The 17,778-nt window shown below is 58.9% G+C and carries 16 protein-coding genes; 3 read left to right on the top strand and 13 right to left on the bottom strand.

What is annotated here, in order from left to right; all coding sequences use genetic code 11:
* Positions 1 to 58: 58 nt before the first annotated feature.
* Positions 59 to 1,210 carry a M14 family metallopeptidase gene (locus J3P76_RS15810; RefSeq protein ID WP_434610684.1) on the bottom strand — a complete coding sequence of 384 codons (1,152 nt, stop codon included), beginning with the start codon at positions 1,208 to 1,210 and terminating at the stop codon, positions 59 to 61.
* A 487-nt stretch (positions 1,211 to 1,697) separates the two neighbouring features.
* On the bottom strand, positions 1,698 to 2,039 hold the full coding sequence (locus J3P76_RS15805) for a DUF6124 family protein (protein WP_420764606.1): 342 nt from the start codon (positions 2,037 to 2,039) through the stop codon (positions 1,698 to 1,700).
* Between the two features lie 128 nt (positions 2,040 to 2,167).
* On the opposite strand from J3P76_RS15805, the gene J3P76_RS15800 reads away from it, so the two are divergent.
* On the top strand, positions 2,168 to 2,815 hold the full coding sequence (locus tag J3P76_RS15800; protein WP_434563369.1) for a LexA family protein: 648 nt from the start codon (positions 2,168 to 2,170) through the stop codon (positions 2,813 to 2,815).
* A 30-nt stretch (positions 2,816 to 2,845) separates the two neighbouring features.
* Here J3P76_RS15800 and J3P76_RS15795 read toward each other — a convergent pair whose 3' ends face one another.
* From J3P76_RS15795 to J3P76_RS15780, 4 genes are read right to left on the bottom strand one after another with little or no spacing between them, the layout of a single operon-like run.
* Positions 2,846 to 4,795 (bottom strand): acetyl/propionyl/methylcrotonyl-CoA carboxylase subunit alpha, encoded by a 1,950-nt coding sequence (locus tag J3P76_RS15795; protein WP_434650590.1) that lies wholly within the window; start codon positions 4,793 to 4,795, stop codon positions 2,846 to 2,848.
* A complete protein-coding gene (locus tag J3P76_RS15790) occupies positions 4,792 to 5,610 on the bottom strand; it encodes a gamma-carboxygeranoyl-CoA hydratase (protein ID WP_434610692.1) in 819 nt (272 codons plus the stop codon). The genes J3P76_RS15795 and J3P76_RS15790 overlap by 4 nt, the downstream gene beginning before the upstream one ends.
* Positions 5,611 to 5,624: 14 nt before the next feature.
* Positions 5,625 to 7,232, bottom strand: coding sequence for a carboxyl transferase domain-containing protein (locus J3P76_RS15785; RefSeq protein ID WP_434610695.1), 1,608 nt, complete (start codon positions 7,230 to 7,232; stop codon positions 5,625 to 5,627).
* 11 nt (positions 7,233 to 7,243) lie between these two features.
* Complete coding sequence (locus tag J3P76_RS15780; protein ID WP_434610698.1) at positions 7,244 to 8,407, bottom strand: isovaleryl-CoA dehydrogenase; 1,164 nt, start codon at positions 8,405 to 8,407, stop codon at positions 7,244 to 7,246.
* Between the two features lie 187 nt (positions 8,408 to 8,594).
* On the opposite strand from J3P76_RS15780, the gene J3P76_RS15775 reads away from it, so the two are divergent.
* Positions 8,595 to 10,292, top strand: a complete 1,698-nt coding sequence (locus J3P76_RS15775; RefSeq protein ID WP_434563377.1) for an AMP-binding protein — start codon at positions 8,595 to 8,597, stop codon at positions 10,290 to 10,292.
* 590 nt (positions 10,293 to 10,882) lie between these two features.
* Here the strand turns inward: J3P76_RS15775 and J3P76_RS15770 are convergent.
* From J3P76_RS15770 to J3P76_RS15760, 3 genes are all read right to left on the bottom strand, one after another.
* Complete coding sequence (locus J3P76_RS15770; protein WP_434563379.1) at positions 10,883 to 11,782, bottom strand: hydroxymethylglutaryl-CoA lyase; 900 nt, start codon at positions 11,780 to 11,782, stop codon at positions 10,883 to 10,885.
* Between the two features lie 71 nt (positions 11,783 to 11,853).
* Positions 11,854 to 12,255 carry a MerR family transcriptional regulator gene (locus J3P76_RS15765; RefSeq protein WP_420764598.1) on the bottom strand — a complete coding sequence of 134 codons (402 nt, stop codon included), beginning with the start codon at positions 12,253 to 12,255 and terminating at the stop codon, positions 11,854 to 11,856.
* A 182-nt stretch (positions 12,256 to 12,437) separates the two neighbouring features.
* On the bottom strand, positions 12,438 to 13,367 hold the full coding sequence (locus J3P76_RS15760; RefSeq protein ID WP_420764597.1) for a LysR family transcriptional regulator: 930 nt from the start codon (positions 13,365 to 13,367) through the stop codon (positions 12,438 to 12,440).
* Positions 13,368 to 13,544: 177 nt separating this feature from the next.
* Between J3P76_RS15760 and J3P76_RS15755 the strand changes: the two genes are divergently transcribed.
* Positions 13,545 to 14,774 (top strand): acyl-CoA dehydrogenase, encoded by a 1,230-nt coding sequence (locus J3P76_RS15755; RefSeq protein WP_420764596.1) that lies wholly within the window; start codon positions 13,545 to 13,547, stop codon positions 14,772 to 14,774.
* 139 nt (positions 14,775 to 14,913) lie between these two features.
* Here the strand turns inward: J3P76_RS15755 and J3P76_RS15750 are convergent, their stop codons facing one another.
* From J3P76_RS15750 to J3P76_RS15735, 4 genes are all read right to left on the bottom strand, one after another.
* Positions 14,914 to 15,783 (bottom strand): isocitrate lyase/PEP mutase family protein, encoded by an 870-nt coding sequence (locus J3P76_RS15750; protein WP_420764595.1) that lies wholly within the window; start codon positions 15,781 to 15,783, stop codon positions 14,914 to 14,916.
* 183 nt (positions 15,784 to 15,966) lie between these two features.
* Complete coding sequence (locus tag J3P76_RS15745; RefSeq protein WP_420764594.1) at positions 15,967 to 16,152, bottom strand: hypothetical protein; 186 nt, start codon at positions 16,150 to 16,152, stop codon at positions 15,967 to 15,969.
* A gap of 17 nt (positions 16,153 to 16,169) precedes the next feature.
* Positions 16,170 to 16,829: a transposase gene (locus tag J3P76_RS15740; protein WP_434700951.1), complete on the bottom strand. Its 660-nt coding sequence runs from the start codon at positions 16,827 to 16,829 to the stop codon at positions 16,170 to 16,172.
* On the bottom strand, positions 16,826 to 17,599 hold the full coding sequence (locus tag J3P76_RS15735; protein WP_434650596.1) for a hypothetical protein: 774 nt from the start codon (positions 17,597 to 17,599) through the stop codon (positions 16,826 to 16,828). The genes J3P76_RS15740 and J3P76_RS15735 overlap by 4 nt, the downstream gene beginning before the upstream one ends.
* Positions 17,600 to 17,778 lie beyond the last annotated feature (179 nt).

Raw genomic sequence — 17,778 nt, 5'->3', positions numbered from 1 at the left:
GGAGGCTCGTGGCGAGGGGCTTGCTCCCTCGCCACAGGGGAACGGCGCTAAAGGGACCTCAGCGCAACTCGTCGACCATGGACTCGAGGGTGCTCAGCACGTCCTTGCCCAGTTGCATGGAGCGTTTGCCGGACCAGCCGGTGTGCGGGTTCGGATGGTCGTCGTGGTCCTTGAAAGGCATCTCCAGGGTCAGCGACAGGCAGTCGTATTTCTGGCCGACCGCGTTGCAAGCCAGCGTCATGTTGGCCTGGCCGGGTTCGTCGCGGGTGTAACCGTGGGCGGTTTGGAAATCCTTGGTCTGGCGTTTGAGATGGCTGCGGAAACGTTCTTCGAGCCCGGCGATGCGCGGTGTGTAGCCGGGGTTACCTTCGCAGCCAGCGGTGAAGACGTGAGGGATTTCTTCGTCGCCATGGGCGTCCAGAAACAGATCAACGCCATACTTTTCCATTTGCTGTTGTACGAAAAATACCTCGGGGCTGATTTCCGGGCTGGCGTTCTGCCAAGCCCGATTCAAGTCCTGGCCCATCGCGTTGGTGCGCAGATGGCCATGAAAGGCGCCATCGGGGTTCATGTTGGGCACCAGGTACAGGTCGGCCTTGGCAAGCAGCCGGTTCAGTTGGGCATCGTCATGGTGCTGGAGGCGTTCGATGATGCCTTCCATGAACCACTCGGCCATGTGCTCACCGGGATGTTGCTGCGCAATGATCCAGATTTTGCGCCGTCCTTCGGCACCGCTGCCCTTGCGCAGCAATTGAATATCGCGACCCTCGACGCTCTTGCCGGTCGCCAGCAGTTCGGTGCCAGCCTTGTGCTGCGCTTGTTCGATCAGCCAATCGTGGCGGCCGCGGCTGTAAGGTTCGAAATAGGCGAACCAGGCGTGAGGTTGCTCGGCCTCCAGGTGGAAGCGCAGCGCATCGCCTTCAAATTGCGTAGGAATACGGAACCAGTTGACGTGGTCATAGGAAGCAACGGCTTGATAACCGGTCCACGCTTTGTTGTAGGAGGATTGGCTGGCATTGAGCAGGCGAAAGGAATATTCCTGGCCGACGTGCAACCCGCTGGCCTTGAAGTGAAACCACTGGAAATGGGCGCTACGGGTATCAGGTCTGATTTTCAGCAATGATTGCAACGGGTTGCCGATGTCCACCACTTCGATGTTGCCGCTGTCGAAATTGGCGTTGATATCAAAGGACGATTTAGCCACGGTCACGATTCCTGCCCAGGATTTTCATGGCCGTTACTTTACACGCAAAGAAGGAGAAAACCGGGACGAATTGTTGTTGGGGAAGGGGGCGTCCTCCCTGGACGCATTTGCAGATTAGAGAGTCCCTGATCGATTCTCAAGTGCTGCCTGTCGATCATTCGAACCGGTGCAACGCAGGGGCTTTTGTAAACGAATGTGCATTTGCTATCATCCCCAGCACCGAATTAGCGACACCCAAAGACTTCATTAGCCTGAAGCCATAAGCCGAAAATCGGCAAAAAAAAGACCCGGCAAAAAGCCGGGTCAAAAACCGTGATTAGCCTGATGAGGAGATAATCCAGAAGTCCGACCTAAGGTCTTCTGGCCTATCGACTGATCTCGCGACCAGCTGATGCAATAATAATCATTATCATTTGCAAGTCAAATGTTTTTATTGCGCCCATTGGAAATTATTTCCCATGTGGTTATGCAGCCGCCTTTTCCAGCGTTACGCCTAGCGAGTAGGGTAACCGTCCAGCGACCGGTCGATCATGACCTTGACCAAGTCGATCATATGCACCACCGAAAATGCCAGGTCGCGGCTCGTGCCGCTGAGTCGAGTGGCAGACTCCTGGGCGGTAGCGGCCGCGCAGCGCAGCAGTTCGCAGGCGTGAACCAGGGCTTCCTCACCGCTGATGTTGCGGTTCACGTCGAAGAAGCGATGTTCTGCTTGGGCGTGCGCAATACCTGGTTTCAAGTAATAGTCCAAGGCGCGCTTCGCCGCAGGGCAATCCTGAAGCGAGGGAAATGGGCTTTCTGAAAGGGTTGCGGGCTCGTCTTTGTTGGGCTTGTCCATGGTGTCGAGTTTCTCCGTGTTGGTGTGAAATCCTGAATCCAGCTTAGTACGCTTCGTAATTGTGACGACGATTTAAATACTACAATTTGTGTTTTGATGGGCGTGGTCATCCACGTATCGTGCCGTTCATGGATAAATGGATAGAGTTGGTCAAGGCCAAGATGAAGGAGCTGCACATCACGCAAGTGGTGCTCGCAGAGCGTTTGGGGATGTCCCAGGGTGGTGTCGGCCATTGGCTGACCAAGCGCCGGCAGCCCAGTCTTGAAGACATGAACCGGGTGCTTCAGGAGCTCGGACTCGAGTTCCTGGAAGTGGCAATGGTGATCCGCGAACCGGACACCTCCACTGACGAGGGCATGGCGCTGGCGCAGAAGTACAACCCGTACTTCCGCTACCCGGTCAATGACTGGCACGACATCGGCGCGGTTCACGAGGGTGATCTGGTCGGGTACGGGCAGCCGCGCTACGAGCTGACGGACTACCATGCCCAGGGAGACGCTTTCTGGCTGGTGGTGGTAGGCGACGCGATGACTGCGCCAAGCGGGCTGAGCATCCCTGAGGGCATGTCGATCCTGGTTGATCCGGCGATCGAGGCCGTGCCCGGCAAACTGGTGGTGGCGAAACTGCCCGGCAGCAGCGATGCGACCTTCCGCAAACTGATCGAAGAGAGCGGCCAGCGTTACCTGGTCCCGCTCAATCCCACTTACCCGAAAAATCTATACACAGAGCATTGCCGCATCATCGGCGTGGTCGTACAGGCAACCATCAGGTTCTGAACTGGATCGGCCCGGCAAACGGGCCGATACCTATTCTTCCAATGCCACCAGCGCGCTGCCCTCGCTGACCATCTCACCTTCCTGGCAATACAACGCCTTGATCACGCCCGCCTTGGGTGCACGGATGCTGTGCTCCATCTTCATGGCTTCCAGCACCACCAACTGCGCGCCGGCTTCCACTGGTTGCCCGACACTCACCAGCACCCGCACGATGCTGCCATTCATAGGTGCGACCAAGCCGCCCTGATGGCCGTGGCTGGCCTCGGCGGCGGCTAACGGGTCGTAGACATCGACGCGATGCAAATCGCCCGCCCATTGCAGATAAAGGCTGTCGCCCTGGCGAACAGCCCGATGGCTGCGACGCAGGCCGTTACGCTCGATGACCAGGTGCTCCCCCTTGAGCTCGGCGCTGCGGGCGGTAACGTCCACCGTTATCGCCCGATCCTGGCCACCACAGACCAGATGCAGGGTGGTTTCCCCTGGCAGCCCCAGGCGCAACCCAGTGCTCTCGGCCCAGGGGGAATTGAGGTCATCCACGCGGACGCGAGGCGTCATGCCCAAGGCAAAGGCAAGGGCCGCCGCGTACCAGAACTCGTCGTCCAATTCGCCAGGTTCGGGCAGTAGTTGCGCTTGGTAGCGTGGGATAAATCCGGTATCGAGTTGCGCCGCTGCAAAGGCCGGGTGGCCGACGATGCGCCGCAGAAAACCGATGTTGGTTCTCAGGCCACCGATGGCGAACTCATCCAGCATCGCGAGCAACCGTAGACGGGCCTGCTCACGGTTTTCGCCCCAGGCGATCAGCTTGCCGAGCATCGGGTCGTAGAACGAAGAAATCTCGTCACCTTCTTCTACGCCGCTGTCGACCCGTCGACCTTCGCCCCCCGCGGATTCACGGTATAACGCCAGGCGTCCGGTGGCGGGGAGGAAATCATTGGCGGGGTCTTCGGCATAAAGCCGTACTTCGATGGCATGGCCCCGCAACGGAACTTGTTCCTGGGTAATCGGCAGCGGTTCGCCTTGGGCCACGCGGATCTGCCAGGCCACCAGATCGAGGCCGGTAATCGCTTCGGTGACCGGATGCTCGACCTGCAGCCGGGTGTTCATCTCCATGAAGAAGAACTCGCCCCGCGAATCCAGCAGGAACTCCACCGTGCCCGCGCCGACATAACCGATGGCCTGGGCGGCGCGCACCGCGGCCTCGCCCATTGCCCGGCGCAGCTCCGGACTCAGACCCGGAGCGGGAGCCTCTTCGACAACTTTTTGGTGCCGGCGCTGGATCGAGCAATCGCGCTCGTTGAGGTACAGGCAGTGACCGTGTTGGTCGGCGAATACCTGAATTTCCACGTGGCGCGGCTTGAGCAGGTATTTTTCCACCAGCATGCGCGCGTCGCCGAACGATGATTGCGCCTCGCGCTGCGCCGATGCCAGTGCTTCGGCCAGTTGGCTGACGTCTTCCACGACCTTCATGCCCTTACCGCCGCCACCCGCCGTTGCTTTGAGCAGAACCGGGTAGCCGATTCGCTCGGCGGCGGCGCGGAAGGTTTCCAGATCCTGGGCTTCACCGTGATAGCCAGGCACCAGCGGCACGCCGGCGGTTTCCATCAAGGCCTTGGCGGCGGACTTGCTGCCCATGGCGTCGATGGCCGAGGCGGGTGGGCCCAGGAAGATCAGCCCGGCTTTTTCAATGGCCCTGGCGAAGCCGGCATTCTCAGAAAGAAAACCGTAGCCGGGATGGATGGCCTGGGCGCCGCTGGCAAGGGCTGCGGCGATCAGTTTGTCGATTTGCAGGTAGCTGTCGGCGGCCTTGCTACCGCCCAGGTCGACGCGGATATCGGCTTCACGGCAATGGCGCGCGTCACGGTCGGTGGCGCTGTGCACCGCGACGGTAGCCAGGCCCATGGCCTTGGCTGTGCGCATGACCCGGCAGGCGATTTCACCTCGATTGGCGACCAGTAGCGTATTGAGGATAGGGGCGCTCATTGACGCGGCTCCTTGTTGTTCGACTCGGCTTGCCAACTGGGCGGGCGTTTTTGCAGGAAAGCTCGCAAGCCCTCCTGACCTTCAGGGCTGACACGTATCCGGGCGATGGCGTTTTCGGTGTAGCGGCGCAGCGCCGGCGTGAGCGCACCGTTGCCGACTTCACGCAGCAGTTCCTTGCTGGCGCGCATGGCCGCTGGACTGTTGAGCAACAGGTTGTTGATCCATTGCCCGAGCTGATCGTCCAACGTCTCGGCGGGGTAACTTTCCGACAGCAAGCCGATCTCTTTCGCACGTTGTCCGCCGAAGCGTTCGGCGGTCAGGGCGTAACGCCGCGCCGCCCGTTCGCCGATGGCTTGCACCACGAATGGACTGATCACTGCCGGTGCCAGGCCGATGCGCACCTCTGACAGACAAAATTGCGCTTCGTCGGCGCCGATGGCCATGTCGCAGGCGCTGATCAGCCCCAGCGCGCCGCCAAACGCGGCTCCCTGAACCACCGCCAACGTTGGAATCTTCAACTTGGCGAGGTTGTACATCAGCTCCGCCAGTTCCCGGGCGTCGTCCAGGTTGGTGTGGTAATCGAGTTCGGCGGACTGTTGCATCCAGGCCAGGTCGGCGCCGGCGCTGAAGTGTTTGCCCCGGCCACGGAGCAACAGGAAGCGCAGGTTCGGGTCGCTGCCGACCTGGTCCAGAGCGAGAATCAGCTCTCGGATCATCTCGGCGTTGAACGCGTTGTTTTTTGATTCGCGGCTGAGCCACAGGATGGCGAAGCCGCGCGGGTCGGTTTGCAATTCGAGCGTGCTGTACTGAGTCATGGGCGTTTTCCCGGTTACATCCTGAACACGCCGAAGCGGCTCGGTTCGATGGGCGCGTTCAGCGACGCGGACAGGGCCAGCCCCAGCACATCGCGGGTCTGCGCCGGGTCGATGACGCCGTCGTCCCACAGCCGCGCGCTGGAATAATAGGGGTGCCCCTGTTCTTCGTATTGATCGAGAATCGGTTGCTTGATCTCGGCTTCCTGGCTGGCGCTGAAGGGCTGGCCGCTGCGTTCGGCCTGTTCGCGCTTGACTTGCACGAGCACGCCGGCGGCTTGCTCGGCACCCATCACGCCGATCCGGGCATTGGGCCACATCCACAGGAACCGCGGGTCATAGGCGCGGCCGCACATGCCATAGTTCCCCGCGCCGAAACTGCCACCGATGATTACGGTGAACTTCGGTACCCGGGCGCAGGCCACGGCGGTCACCAGTTTCGCGCCGTGCTTGGCGATGCCGCCGGCTTCGTATTTCTGGCCGACCATAAAGCCCGTGATGTTTTGCAGGAACAACAGGGGAATCCCGCGCTGGCAGGCCAGTTCGATGAAATGCGCGCCTTTCTGCGCGGCCTCGGCGAACAGGATGCCGTTATTGGCGAGGATGGCGATTGGATAACCGTGCAAATGCGCGAAGCCGCACACCAGGGTCGTTCCGAACAGCGCCTTGAATTCGTCGAACACCGAACCATCGACAAGCCGCGCAATGACCTCCCGCACATCGAACGGCTGCTTGGCATCGGCCGAGACCACACCATAAAGCTCGTCACTCGAATACAGCGGGGCGATGGGTGCGCGTTGCTGCACATCGCCAAGCTTGCGCCAATTGAGGTTGGCCACGCTGCGACGTGCCAATGCGAGGGCGTGCTCGTCGCTGTCGGCGTAATGGTCGGCCACCCCGGAAATCTTGCAGTGCACATCGGCACCACCCAGGTCTTCGGCGCTGACCACTTCGCCGGTAGCGGCTTTTACCAGGGGCGGGCCGGCGAGGAAGATCGTCGCCTGCTGGCGGACCATGATCGCCTCGTCCGCCATCGCCGGCACATAGGCGCCGCCGGCGGTGCAGGAGCCCATGACCACGGCAATCTGCGGGATGCCCTGGGCACTCATGTTGGCCTGGTTGAAGAAAATGCGGCCGAAATGCTCGCGGTCGGGGAACACTTCATCCTGGCGTGGCAGGTTCGCGCCGCCGGAATCCACCAGGTAAATGCAGGGCAGGCGGTTCTGTTGGGCGATGGTCTGGGCCCGCAGGTGTTTTTTCACCGTCAGCGGATAATACGAACCGCCTTTGACCGTCGCGTCGTTAGCGACGATCATGCACTCGACGCCTTCCACGCGACCGATGCCGGCGATCACGCCGGCCGCCGGCACGTCTTCCCCGTAGACTTCGTAAGCCGCCAGCGGGCTGATTTCCAAAAAGGGCGAGCCTGGATCCAGCAAGCGATTGATGCGTTCGCGCGGGAGCAATTTGCCCCGGGACGTGTGCCGCTCCTGGGCCTTGGGCCCGCCGCCTTGCTGGATGTGTGTGAGCAAGGTGCGCAAAGCCTCGACCTGTCCAAGCATCGCGTCGCGGTTGGCGATGAACTCGGGCGAGCGGGTGTGGAGCTGGGTGTGCAGCGTGGCCATGGTCAGCTCCGTTAGCGGGTTTCGTTGAACAGTTCGCGGCCAATCAACATCCGACGAATCTCACTGGTGCCCGCGCCGATTTCGTACAGCTTGGCGTCACGCAGAAGACGACCAGCCGGGAATTCATTGATGTAGCCGTTGCCGCCCAATATCTGGATGGCATCGAGGGCCATTTGCGTGGCGCGCTCGGCGCTGTAGAGGATCACCCCGGCGGCGTCCTTGCGGGTGGTTTCGCCGCGCTCGCACGCCTGGGCCACTGCGTACAGATAGGCGCGGCTGGCGTTGAGCTGGGTGTACATGTCGGCGACCTTGCCTTGGATCAACTGAAATTCGCCGATGCTCTGGCCGAACTGCTTGCGGTCGTGGATGTACGGAACGATCAGGTCCATGCACGCCTGCATGATGCCGGTCGGGCCACCGGACAAGACCACGCGCTCATAGTCGAGGCCGCTCATCAACACTTTCACGCCACCATTGAGCACGCCGAGGATATTTTCCTCGGGCACTTCGACGTCATCGAAAAACAACTCGCATGTGTTGGAGCCGCGCATGCCGAGCTTGTCGAATTTGTTGCTGCGGCTGAAGCCTTTCCAGTCGCGTTCGACGATGAACGCAGTGATGCCATGAGGGCCTTTTTCCAGGTCAGTCTTGGCGTAAATGACGTAGGTGTTGGCATCGGGCCCGTTGGTGATCCAGGTCTTGCTGCCGTTGAGCACAAAGCGGTCGCCACGTTTTTCGGCGCGCAGTTTCATGGAAACCACGTCGGAGCCGGCATTCGGTTCGCTCATGGCGAGGGCGCCGACATCTTCGCCACTGATGAGCTTGGGCAGGTACTTGCTCTTTTGCTCATGGGTGCCGTTGCGGTTGATTTGATTGACGCACAGGTTGGAGTGGGCGCCGTAGGAAAGGGCGACCGAGGCCGAGCCGCGGCTGATTTCCTCCATGGCGACCACGTGGGCCAGATAGCCCAGGCCGGCACCGCCGTATTCTTCCGGCACAGTGATGCCCAGCAAGCCCATGTCGCCGAATTTGCGCCACATGTCGGCAGGGAACAGATTGTCGATGTCGATCTGGGCTGCCCTAGGCGCCAGCTCGGCCTTGACGAAGGACTGGACCTGGTCGCGCAACATATCGATGGTTTCGCCAAGGGCAAAATTCAGGGATGGGTAGCTCATGGGACACCTTTTGTTTTTTTGTCGGGTGCGGAAAGTAGCAGGACTGCTCTCACCTTTACGTTAACGTAAGCTTGTGACGGATGGCTGTCAATCGCCCTTTACGTTAACGTCAACTTGGGCGAGAGTAAGGCCGCTTTCCTACGGAAATTGCCGATACACCCACCGAATAAAGACAAGAGGGGTCGTCATGGATCAACCCGGTTCGCAAGCGCAATCGAGCTACACCCGAGGCAGCCAAGCCAAGTCCTTGCTGGAGCAGACCATTGGCCAAGCATTCGACCAGACCGTGGCTCGATGCCCTGATGGCGAAGCACTGGTGGTTCGTCACCAGTCGCTGCGCTACAAGTGGCACGAACTGGCCGAAGTGGTCGACTTACACGCACGGGCTTTTTTGGCGTTGGGGTTGAAGACAGGCGATCGCCTGGGCATATGGGCGCCCAACTGTGCGCAGTGGTGCGTGAGTCAGTTCGCCAGTGCGAAGATCGGCGTGATTCTCGTCAATATCAACCCGGCGTATCGTGCCTCCGAACTGGAGTACGTACTCAAGCAGTCCGGCTGCCAGTGGCTGGTGTGCGCGGGGTCATTCAAGACCTCGGATTACCATGCCATGTTGCAAGCATTGGCGCCGGAACTGGCAGAGCAACCTATCGGGCATTTGCACAGCGAGCGCCTTGCGGATCTGCGCGGTGTGATCAGCCTCGATCCGCAGCCACCCTCAGGCTTCCTGCCTTGGTCGCAGTTGACGGCCCTGGGTGCCTCGGTGTCGCCAGGGCAACTGGCCGAGCGCCAGGCCAGCCTGCGTTTCGATCAGCCCGTGAATATCCAGTACACCTCCGGGACCACCGGGTTTCCCAAGGGGGCGACCCTTAGTCATCACAATATTCTCAACAACGGCTACATGGTGGGTGAAAGCCTCGGCCTGAGCGCTGGCGATCGCTTGGTGATCCCAGTGCCGCTGTATCACTGTTTTGGCATGGTCATGGGCAACCTGGGTTGCGTGACGCACGCCAGCACCATGATCTACCCCAACGACGCGTTCGATCCGTTGCTGACCCTGCGCACCGTGGCCGAGGAAAAAGCCACCGCGTTGTATGGTGTGCCCACCATGTTCATTGCCATGCTGGACCAGCCGCAACGGGGGGATTTCGACCTGTCCAGCCTGCGTACCGGGATCATGGCCGGCGCTACGTGCCCCATCGAGGTGATGCGGCGAGTCATCAACGAGATGCACATGGCTGAGGTGCAAATTGCCTACGGCATGACGGAAACCAGTCCGGTGTCGTTGCAGACTGGTCCTACAGATGAATTGGAATTACGCGTCACTACCGTCGGCCGCACTCAGCCGCAACTGGAAAGCAAAATCATCGACCAGGCGGGGGAAATCGTCCCTCGCGGCACCATCGGTGAGTTGTGTACGCGAGGCTACAGCGTGATGCTCGGCTATTGGAATAATCCCAAGGGCAGTGCCGAAGCCATCGACTCGCAAGGCTGGATGCACACCGGCGACCTGGCGATCATGGATGGGCAGGGTTACGTGCGTATCGTCGGGCGCAACAAGGACATGATCATCCGTGGTGGAGAGAATGTTTATCCTCGGGAGTTGGAAGAATTCTTTTTCACTCATCCCGCAGTGGCCGACGTACAAGTGATTGGCATACCTTGCTCGCGTTATGGCGAAGAGATCGTAGCCTGGATCAAGTTCCACCCCGGGCACAGCGCCTCCGAGCAAGAGCTGCAAGCGTGGTGCAAGGAGCGAATTGCTCACTTCAAGACGCCGCGGCATTTCAAGTTCGTCGAAGAATTCCCCATGACGGTCACGGGCAAGATCCAGAAATTTCGCATGCGGGAAATCAGCATCGAAGAACTGAGCGATAGCAATGGCTGAGTAACTTCCCTGTGGGGCGAGCTTGCTCGCTCCCGCAGGAAAACCCAAACGCCAGACAGCACAAAGGGGAGCCGAAGCTCCCCTTTAATTTTGTCGTCGCGTGCTCTTTTTTTATTATTGAGGGGCGGCCTGTTGTTGTTTTTGGCAGCCGTGACCCTTTACCGCTGTTTTTGGCGATCCCCATCCGGGATCAAGAGCAAACGTATTTTTTTGAGCGCTGATCTGCTTTTTCGCCTGGCGATCCAACCGATTCGGGCGCTACCTGAAGGTAGTTTTATTGTTCTCTGCCCGGTTGCGGGTTGCTCCTGAAAGCACCCTGAAAAGCACATCTTCTCCAAAAAAATCTGTTAGCTGCGTCTCTGCCGTGTTGTTTTTGTTATGCCAGAGTCGTTTCGTCTTGTTTTTATTGGGTTTGTCGCTTTTTTTTATTCTTGTTGTGCAGGAGATATAGCAGGTGGCGTGCCAACTTTTAAAAATCTATATAGAACAATGACTTGTGATTTTCTCGAAAAAATCAGGACGGCCAATCCCAGACAAATTGTTTCCGTGTTACTCGTTTCACCCCCGTTACAGACGAGGGCGGTAACACCTCACTGCGCCAGCCGCGCCTTTGCAACACGCGAACCGGTGGGGCGGCCCAGCACGTCACAAATCTGCTGGCCCGCGGCAATCAGTGCGTCCAGGTCGATACCGGTTTCGATACCCAGCCCCTTGAGCAGGTAAAGCACGTCCTCGGTGGCGACGTTACCGCTGGCGCCCTTGGCATAGGGACAGCCGCCCAAGCCGGAAATGGAACTGTCGAACACGGCGATACCTTCCAGAAGGCTGGCGTAGACGTTGGCCATTGCCTGGCCATAGGTGTCATGGAAGTGTCCCGCGAGTTTTTCCCGGGGAACGTCACCCGAAACCACTTCAAACATCCTGCGTGTGGCGCCGGCGGTGCCCGTCCCGATGGTGTCGCCGAGGGAAACCTCGTAGCAGCCCATGTCGTACAGCTCCCGGGCGACCCAGGCCACTTGCTCGGGTTCGACCGCGCCTTCATAAGGACAGCCCAGCACACACGACACGTACCCGCGTACGTTGACACCGTTGCGCTGTGCGGCCTCCATGATCGGGGCGAAACGTTCCAGGCTTTCCTTGATGGAGCAATTGATGTTGCGTTGGGAAAATGCTTCGGATGCCGCCGCGAACACCGCAACCTCCTTGACGCCTGCCGCCAGCGCGTCCTCGAACCCCCGCAGGTTCGGCGCCAACGCGCCGTAGGTCACACCGGGCTTGCGCTGAATCTGCGCGAACACCTCGGCCGAGCCGGCCATTTGCGGCACCCATTTGGGCGAGACAAAACTGCCAACCTCGATGTAACCGAGGCCCGCGGCGCTCAAGGCATCCACCAGGCGCACCTTGTCGGTGACGCTGATGGGTTGCGATTCATTCTGCAGCCCGTCGCGGGGGCCGACTTCGATCAGGCGTACAAAAGAGGGCAGGGACATGGGGATTGACCTGTGGTGAATGGGCTCGGTGTGGAAGCGAGCTTGCTCGCTCCCACTGGATAACTGTTGTGTTACTGGACGGTTTCCTCGCCCTTGAGCGTCTGTTCCAGCGCCTGGATGCAACGTTCCTCGGCGGTGTCGAGTTCCAGTTTCATCTGTTCGATGTCCAACAGCTGCTGTTCGAGTTGCTCACGACGCTCGGCAATTTTCGCCAGCATGCTGTGCAACTGTTTCTGATTGCCGCTGGTGGGGTCGTACAGCTCGATCAGCTCACGGCATTCAGCGAGGGAAAACCCAATGCGTTTGCCCCGCAGGATCAGTTTCAGGCTGACTTTGTCCCGTGGCGAGTAAACACGTTCCTGGCCTCGACGCTCCGGACGCAAGAGACCCTGTTCTTCATAGAAGCGGATGGCTCGAGTGGTGATATCCAGCTCGCGGGCGAGATCGGAGATGCTGTAGGTCAGGCTGCTCATGGAAGCGCTCGAAACGATAGGAGTTGGCGCTAAGCTAATTGCAGGTTGACGTTCACGTCAAGCAATGAGCTGTCGACGAAACCTGTGGGAGCGAGCCTGCTCGCGAAAGCGGTAGTCCAGCCAATATGAATAGTGACTGATCCGACGCTATCGCGAGCAGGCTCGCTCCCACATTGGACAGGCTAAACCTTATCGAGCTTCTTCTCATGGGCCGTCACCTGTTGGCACAGTTCGATGATCTGCTCGCGCATCCAACGATTGGCCGGGTCCTGGTCGGTGCTTTCGTGCCAGTAGAGATGGGTTTCCACTGGCGGCACATCGTTGACGGGCACGTGGACCGCATGCAGGTCATGGCGGCGCGTGAAGCGCTCCGGAACAGTCATGACCATATCGGTCTGCTGGAGCACCTGGGACGCCATCAGATAATGCTGCGAACGCAGGGCAATCTTGCGCTGTATGCCCATTTTGCCGAGTGCCAGGTCCACGTAACCCAGGCCGTTGCGGCGACTGGAAATATGCACGTGGGTCTGGGCCAGGTAATCGTCGAGGCTGAGTTTTTCCTTGTTCGCCAGCGGATGGCCCTTGCGCATGGCGCAGACGTAACGGTCCTCCATCAGCTTGACGTGGCGTACTTGTGGGTCGGTGTTGAGCGGGGCGTCCACCGCGAAGTCCAGGCGTCCGGCGGCCAGCTCCTTGGTGGTCTCCCGGCGCTTGGACAGAAAACTCTCGATAGCCACGGTCGGCGCCAGGCGACGCAGGCGCTGGAACAGTGGCGGCAGGATCACGCCCTCGGTGAGGTCGGTCATGCTGATGCGGTAGGTCTTGACGGCTTGCAGTGGGTTGAAGATCCGACTTTCCTGTACCGATACCCGCAGCAGCGACAGGGCGTTGCGCACCGGCCCGATAATATTCTGGGCCATCGGTGTAGGCACCATGCCCTGGGCGGTGCGCACGAACAGCGGATCATTGAAGGTCTCGCGCAAACGCGCCAGGGCATTGGACACGGCCGGCTGAGTGATGCCGACGATCTGCCCGGCACGGGTCAGGTTGGCTTCGGTGTAGATCGCATCGAAGACAATGAAAAGGTTGAGGTCGACCTTGCTCAGATTCATGGCGCTGCACTCTTATTCTTGGGCTTGTATGAGGTGCCGGGTGGCAATGCAAATCAGTGAACCATATATCGGTGATGAATGTTAATACACGCCGAGAATAGGTTAGGTAAATTTTCGTAGCTCAACTAGCATCGATTCCATGACCTAAAAACAACCTCTGCCAAGAAGGTGCTGCCCATGGATTTTGCCTATTCCCCCAAGGTTCAGGAGCTGCGTGAACGCGTTACGGCGTTCATGGATGCGCATGTCTACCCGGCCGAAGCGGTATTCGAACGACAAGTGGCCGAAGGTGACCGTTGGCAACCCACCGCGATCATGGAGGAGCTGAAGGCCAAGGCCCGGGCCGAAGGGCTGTGGAATCTGTTCCTGCCGGAATCCGAACTGGGCGCAGGCTTGACCAACCTTGAATATGCGCCGCTGGCGGAGATCATGGGGCGCTCGCTGCTGGGGCCGGAGCCGTTCAACTGCTCGGCGCCGGACACCGGCAACATGGAAGTGCTGGTGCGTTACGCCAATGAAGAACAAAAGCAGCGCTGGCTGGAACCGTTGCTGCGGGGAGAGATTCGCTCGGCCTTCGCCATGACTGAACCGGACGTCGCTTCGTCGGATGCCACCAACATGGCCGCCCGTGCCGAGCGCGATGGCGACCAGTGGGTCATCAACGGTAAAAAGTGGTGGACCTCAGGCGCCTGCGACCCGCGCTGCAAGATCCTGATCTTCATGGGCCTGAGCAATCCCGATGCACCTCGTCACGCCCAGCATTCGATGATCCTGGTGCCGGTGGACACGCCCGGGGTCAAGATCGTCCGGCCACTACCGGTGTTCGGTTACGACGACGCGCCCCATGGCCACGCCGAAGTGCTGTTCGACAACGTGCGGGTGCCGTACGAAAACGTCCTGCTAGGCGAGGGCCGCGGTTTCGAAATTGCCCAGGGCCGCCTCGGCCCGGGCCGGATTCATCACTGCATGCGCTCCATCGGCATGGCGGAGCGCGCATTGGAATTGATGTGTCAGCGGGCCATCAGTCGCACCGCCTTCGGCAAGCCACTGGCGCGCCTGGGTGGCAACATCGACAAGATCGCCGATTCGCGGATGGAGATCGACATGGCTCGCCTGCTGACGTTGAAGGCGGCCTATATGATGGACACGGTCGGCAACAAAGTGGCCAAGAGCGAAATCGCCCAGATCAAGGTCGTTGCGCCGAACGTGGCGCTGAAGGTCATCGACCGGGCGATCCAGATTCATGGCGGGGCTGGGGTTTCCAACGACTTTCCGCTGGCCTACATGTATGCCATGCAGCGAACGTTGCGCCTGGCCGACGGCCCAGATGAAGTCCACCGCGCCGCCATCGGCAAGTTCGAGATCGGCAAGTATGTGCCCAAGGAGATGTTGCGCAGCGGGCATTGAAGCTTCTTCACACTGACACGTAATCGCGAACAGGCTCGCTCCCACTGAGTTTGTTGGATGAACGCAGCATTGGCGTTCACCGCAAGCACCTTGGGAGCGAGCTTGCTCGCGATGGCCGTCTCCTGGACGGTGAATGAGCTTATTCCTTGACGCTCATGTATTCCTCGGCCCAACGGATGTACTCCTCGGGCTGGGTGTAGGTGTGGGTCAGTTCGGTGGCGCTCAGGTCCGACGCCTGGGTAAAAATCTGGCGCTGTTCCCGCAGGCTGTCATAAGTGGCCTTGATCGCGGCGAAATAGGCGCCGTGGCCATCGATGGTGATCCGTACACCCAGCTCGGCCAGGCGTTTGTCGTCACGCAGCAGCGGGTTGCCGTAAGTGACCAGCATCAGCGGCACGTTCAGGTTCTCGCTGATCTTTTCCAGATGCTCGAAGTCCTGTACCCCGACCATGCAGATCCCATCGGCGCCGGCACGTTCGTATTGTTGGGTGCGGCTGATGATTTCCTGAACCGGCAGTATTCCCGCGTTGGTCCGGGCGATGATGGCCATCTCCGAATCGACGCGGGCCTCCAGGGCGGCGCGGATCTTGCCGACGCCTTCGGCCACGCTGATGAGGTCCGTGGACTTGCGGCCGAACTGGGCGGGCAGCAGGGTGTCTTCGATCGTCAGCGCGGCAATGCCGGCGCGTTCGAGCTCGATGATCGTGCGCATCACGTTCAGCGCGTTGCCGTAGCCGTGGTCAGCGTCGGCGATCACCGGCAGCTGGGCCACGCGACCGATGCGGGTAGCCTGTTCGGCAAATTCACTGAGAGTGATCAAGGCGAAATCCGGCGCGGCCAACACTTGCAATGAAGCGACCGAGCCGCCGAGGATCCCCACTTCGAATCCCAGGTCTGCGGCTATGCGCGCTGACATCGGGTCGAACACGGACGCAGTGTGGTAGCACGTGTCGGAAGCCAGCAATTGGCGGAAGTTGCGACGCAAATCTTGATGGGAAAGCCTGGACATATAAGTTCCACCAATGGAATGGAAGGGCTTGAGCAAAAGTGTCAACGCCGAAAAACCAAAGGCTATCATGCGGCAGGCACAAAGATGATGACGAATGTGCATGGGCCATGCTTTGCAGTGCACCAAAAAAGGCCACAGACCGGAAGACCTGTAGCCTGGCGAGTGCCTACAGCTTAAACGATGTCAGGACAGGGTCGTTTCCCCCCACATCTTCTTGATCTCGTGAATGTTTCCAACGTTGAAGCGGGTCGAGAAGGGAATAGTGCAGAAGACTTCGTTCTCGTTCGTCAATTGGACAGCGGTATCCACCGCATCCGTACCGGCTCGCAGCAAAGGCGCTTGGTCCCAGTTGTTCATCAGGTTATCCATGTTTTTTCCTCTTTTGGTTATAGGGCAGCCAATGACTGCCCGGGGTTGAGCAACGACAGCGTGTCTTTGAATAACGCTGTCTCTTGCGCAGCTACGCCGGGGTAAAACGGCTTATAGTTGTCATCGAAACACCAGGCTTCGTCCGGTCTGATCGAGTGTTCAGGATGAATGAGCAGACTCAACGATGCAGACATTGACCGAGGCGCGATCTGTTTGTGGAACTCTCGAAATGCAGGCATGTATAAAACTTCGCCTGGCGCCAGTTTTACGCTTCGTTCCTTACCTAATCTGGGCACCTTGCCCATTTGTAAGGGCAGTTCATCAAGTATTTCGCGGACAACCGTTGTATAACCATCTCCGCTATAGCCCACCGCATACATGTCGAAGTCATGATTATGGTTCAGGTTGTAGATGAAAGTCTTGCTCTCGTCATGTGTTTCCACGGGTGCCCAGAATCCCAGGCGCAGGGTAAACTCATCGTTGCTGTGCAGTACAAAGGCATAGGCATTGTAGATATTGTTGCGGATGGCGAAACCATCTCTCTGTATTACGTCATGCAGATGGTGACTCAATAAAGAACGATTCGTCGCCAGCTGGCGCATGTCTTCAATGACATCGGCTTTGTCACGCTGCAGATCGTAAGTGTTTATGCGCTCCAGGAAAGTGTCGAGTTTCATGCGGCCTTCTCCAGTGGACGAAGCAAGCTGTCCAGGCGCGCACTTTTGTGTTTTTTCAGCAATGGAGCGTATGCCAGCGCCTTGGGCCGGTCCGCTCGGTAGAGTATCTGGAAGGCTTTCCACACCACAGCGGGATGATAGTGGTAGACCAACTCCTCCGCGACCTTGACGCCATCGAGGTCTTGGATTGTGTCGAGCAGCTCCAGGCTGACCAGATAACGAGAGGCACTTTCATCGTGGGGCAACCACGCTATCTTTTTCAATGTGACACGATCGAATACGCTGATATCGGCCGCTCTGTTTGGCAGATTGATTCGCCCCGTAAGTCTGGCTGGCTTGGGGTCGGTTTGGATGTAGTCGAATAATGTATGACGGCCGTCGATGATCAGCGGGTTTCTTTCGTCAACAATAACGCTGTCGGCCTTTTCGATACACTGTTCCATCAAAGTGTATCGCTGGACCTGGAAGGGGCGGTCAAGCGCGAATAAAATGCTGTGGCCGGGCACTGAGTACAGTGGCGATGAAGTTGAGTCGAATGTAGGTGATTTAACACTTATATTGCCTATATTCGTCTGGTGCAGTATCACGGTTCCCGTATGCGGGTTGGTGGCGTTCATGATTGTTGCCCGCCGGAATTGCTCCCTGGCAAAGTCGGGTGCGGCGGTAAGTTGAGAAACCAGTTGTCTTGTTTCTGAGGTCATGTCCAATGATTTAATTGTTTCCGCAATGTCCGTTGGCGAAACTATCTCGGTAATTAGATTTTTGATCATGATCGTTTTCGTTGCAGTGGGTCGGTGTTGGAAAGTATGGAGTTGGACAGGGTGGGAGGCAACTTGCTAATTGTCGACAAGTATTGCCGGGGAAATATCGAGTTGCTTTCTGGTTAAAGAGGGTTGTTATTGTTTAGTGTTACATCCTCACGTTGCGCGAGGAGTAAATGGAAAGTGCC

The sequence above is a fragment of the Pseudomonas sp. D1-36 genome (assembly GCF_051132205.1).
Taxonomy (GTDB): Bacteria; Pseudomonadota; Gammaproteobacteria; order Pseudomonadales; family Pseudomonadaceae; genus Aquipseudomonas.
This window is presented reverse-complemented; position numbering and strand designations above follow the sequence as displayed.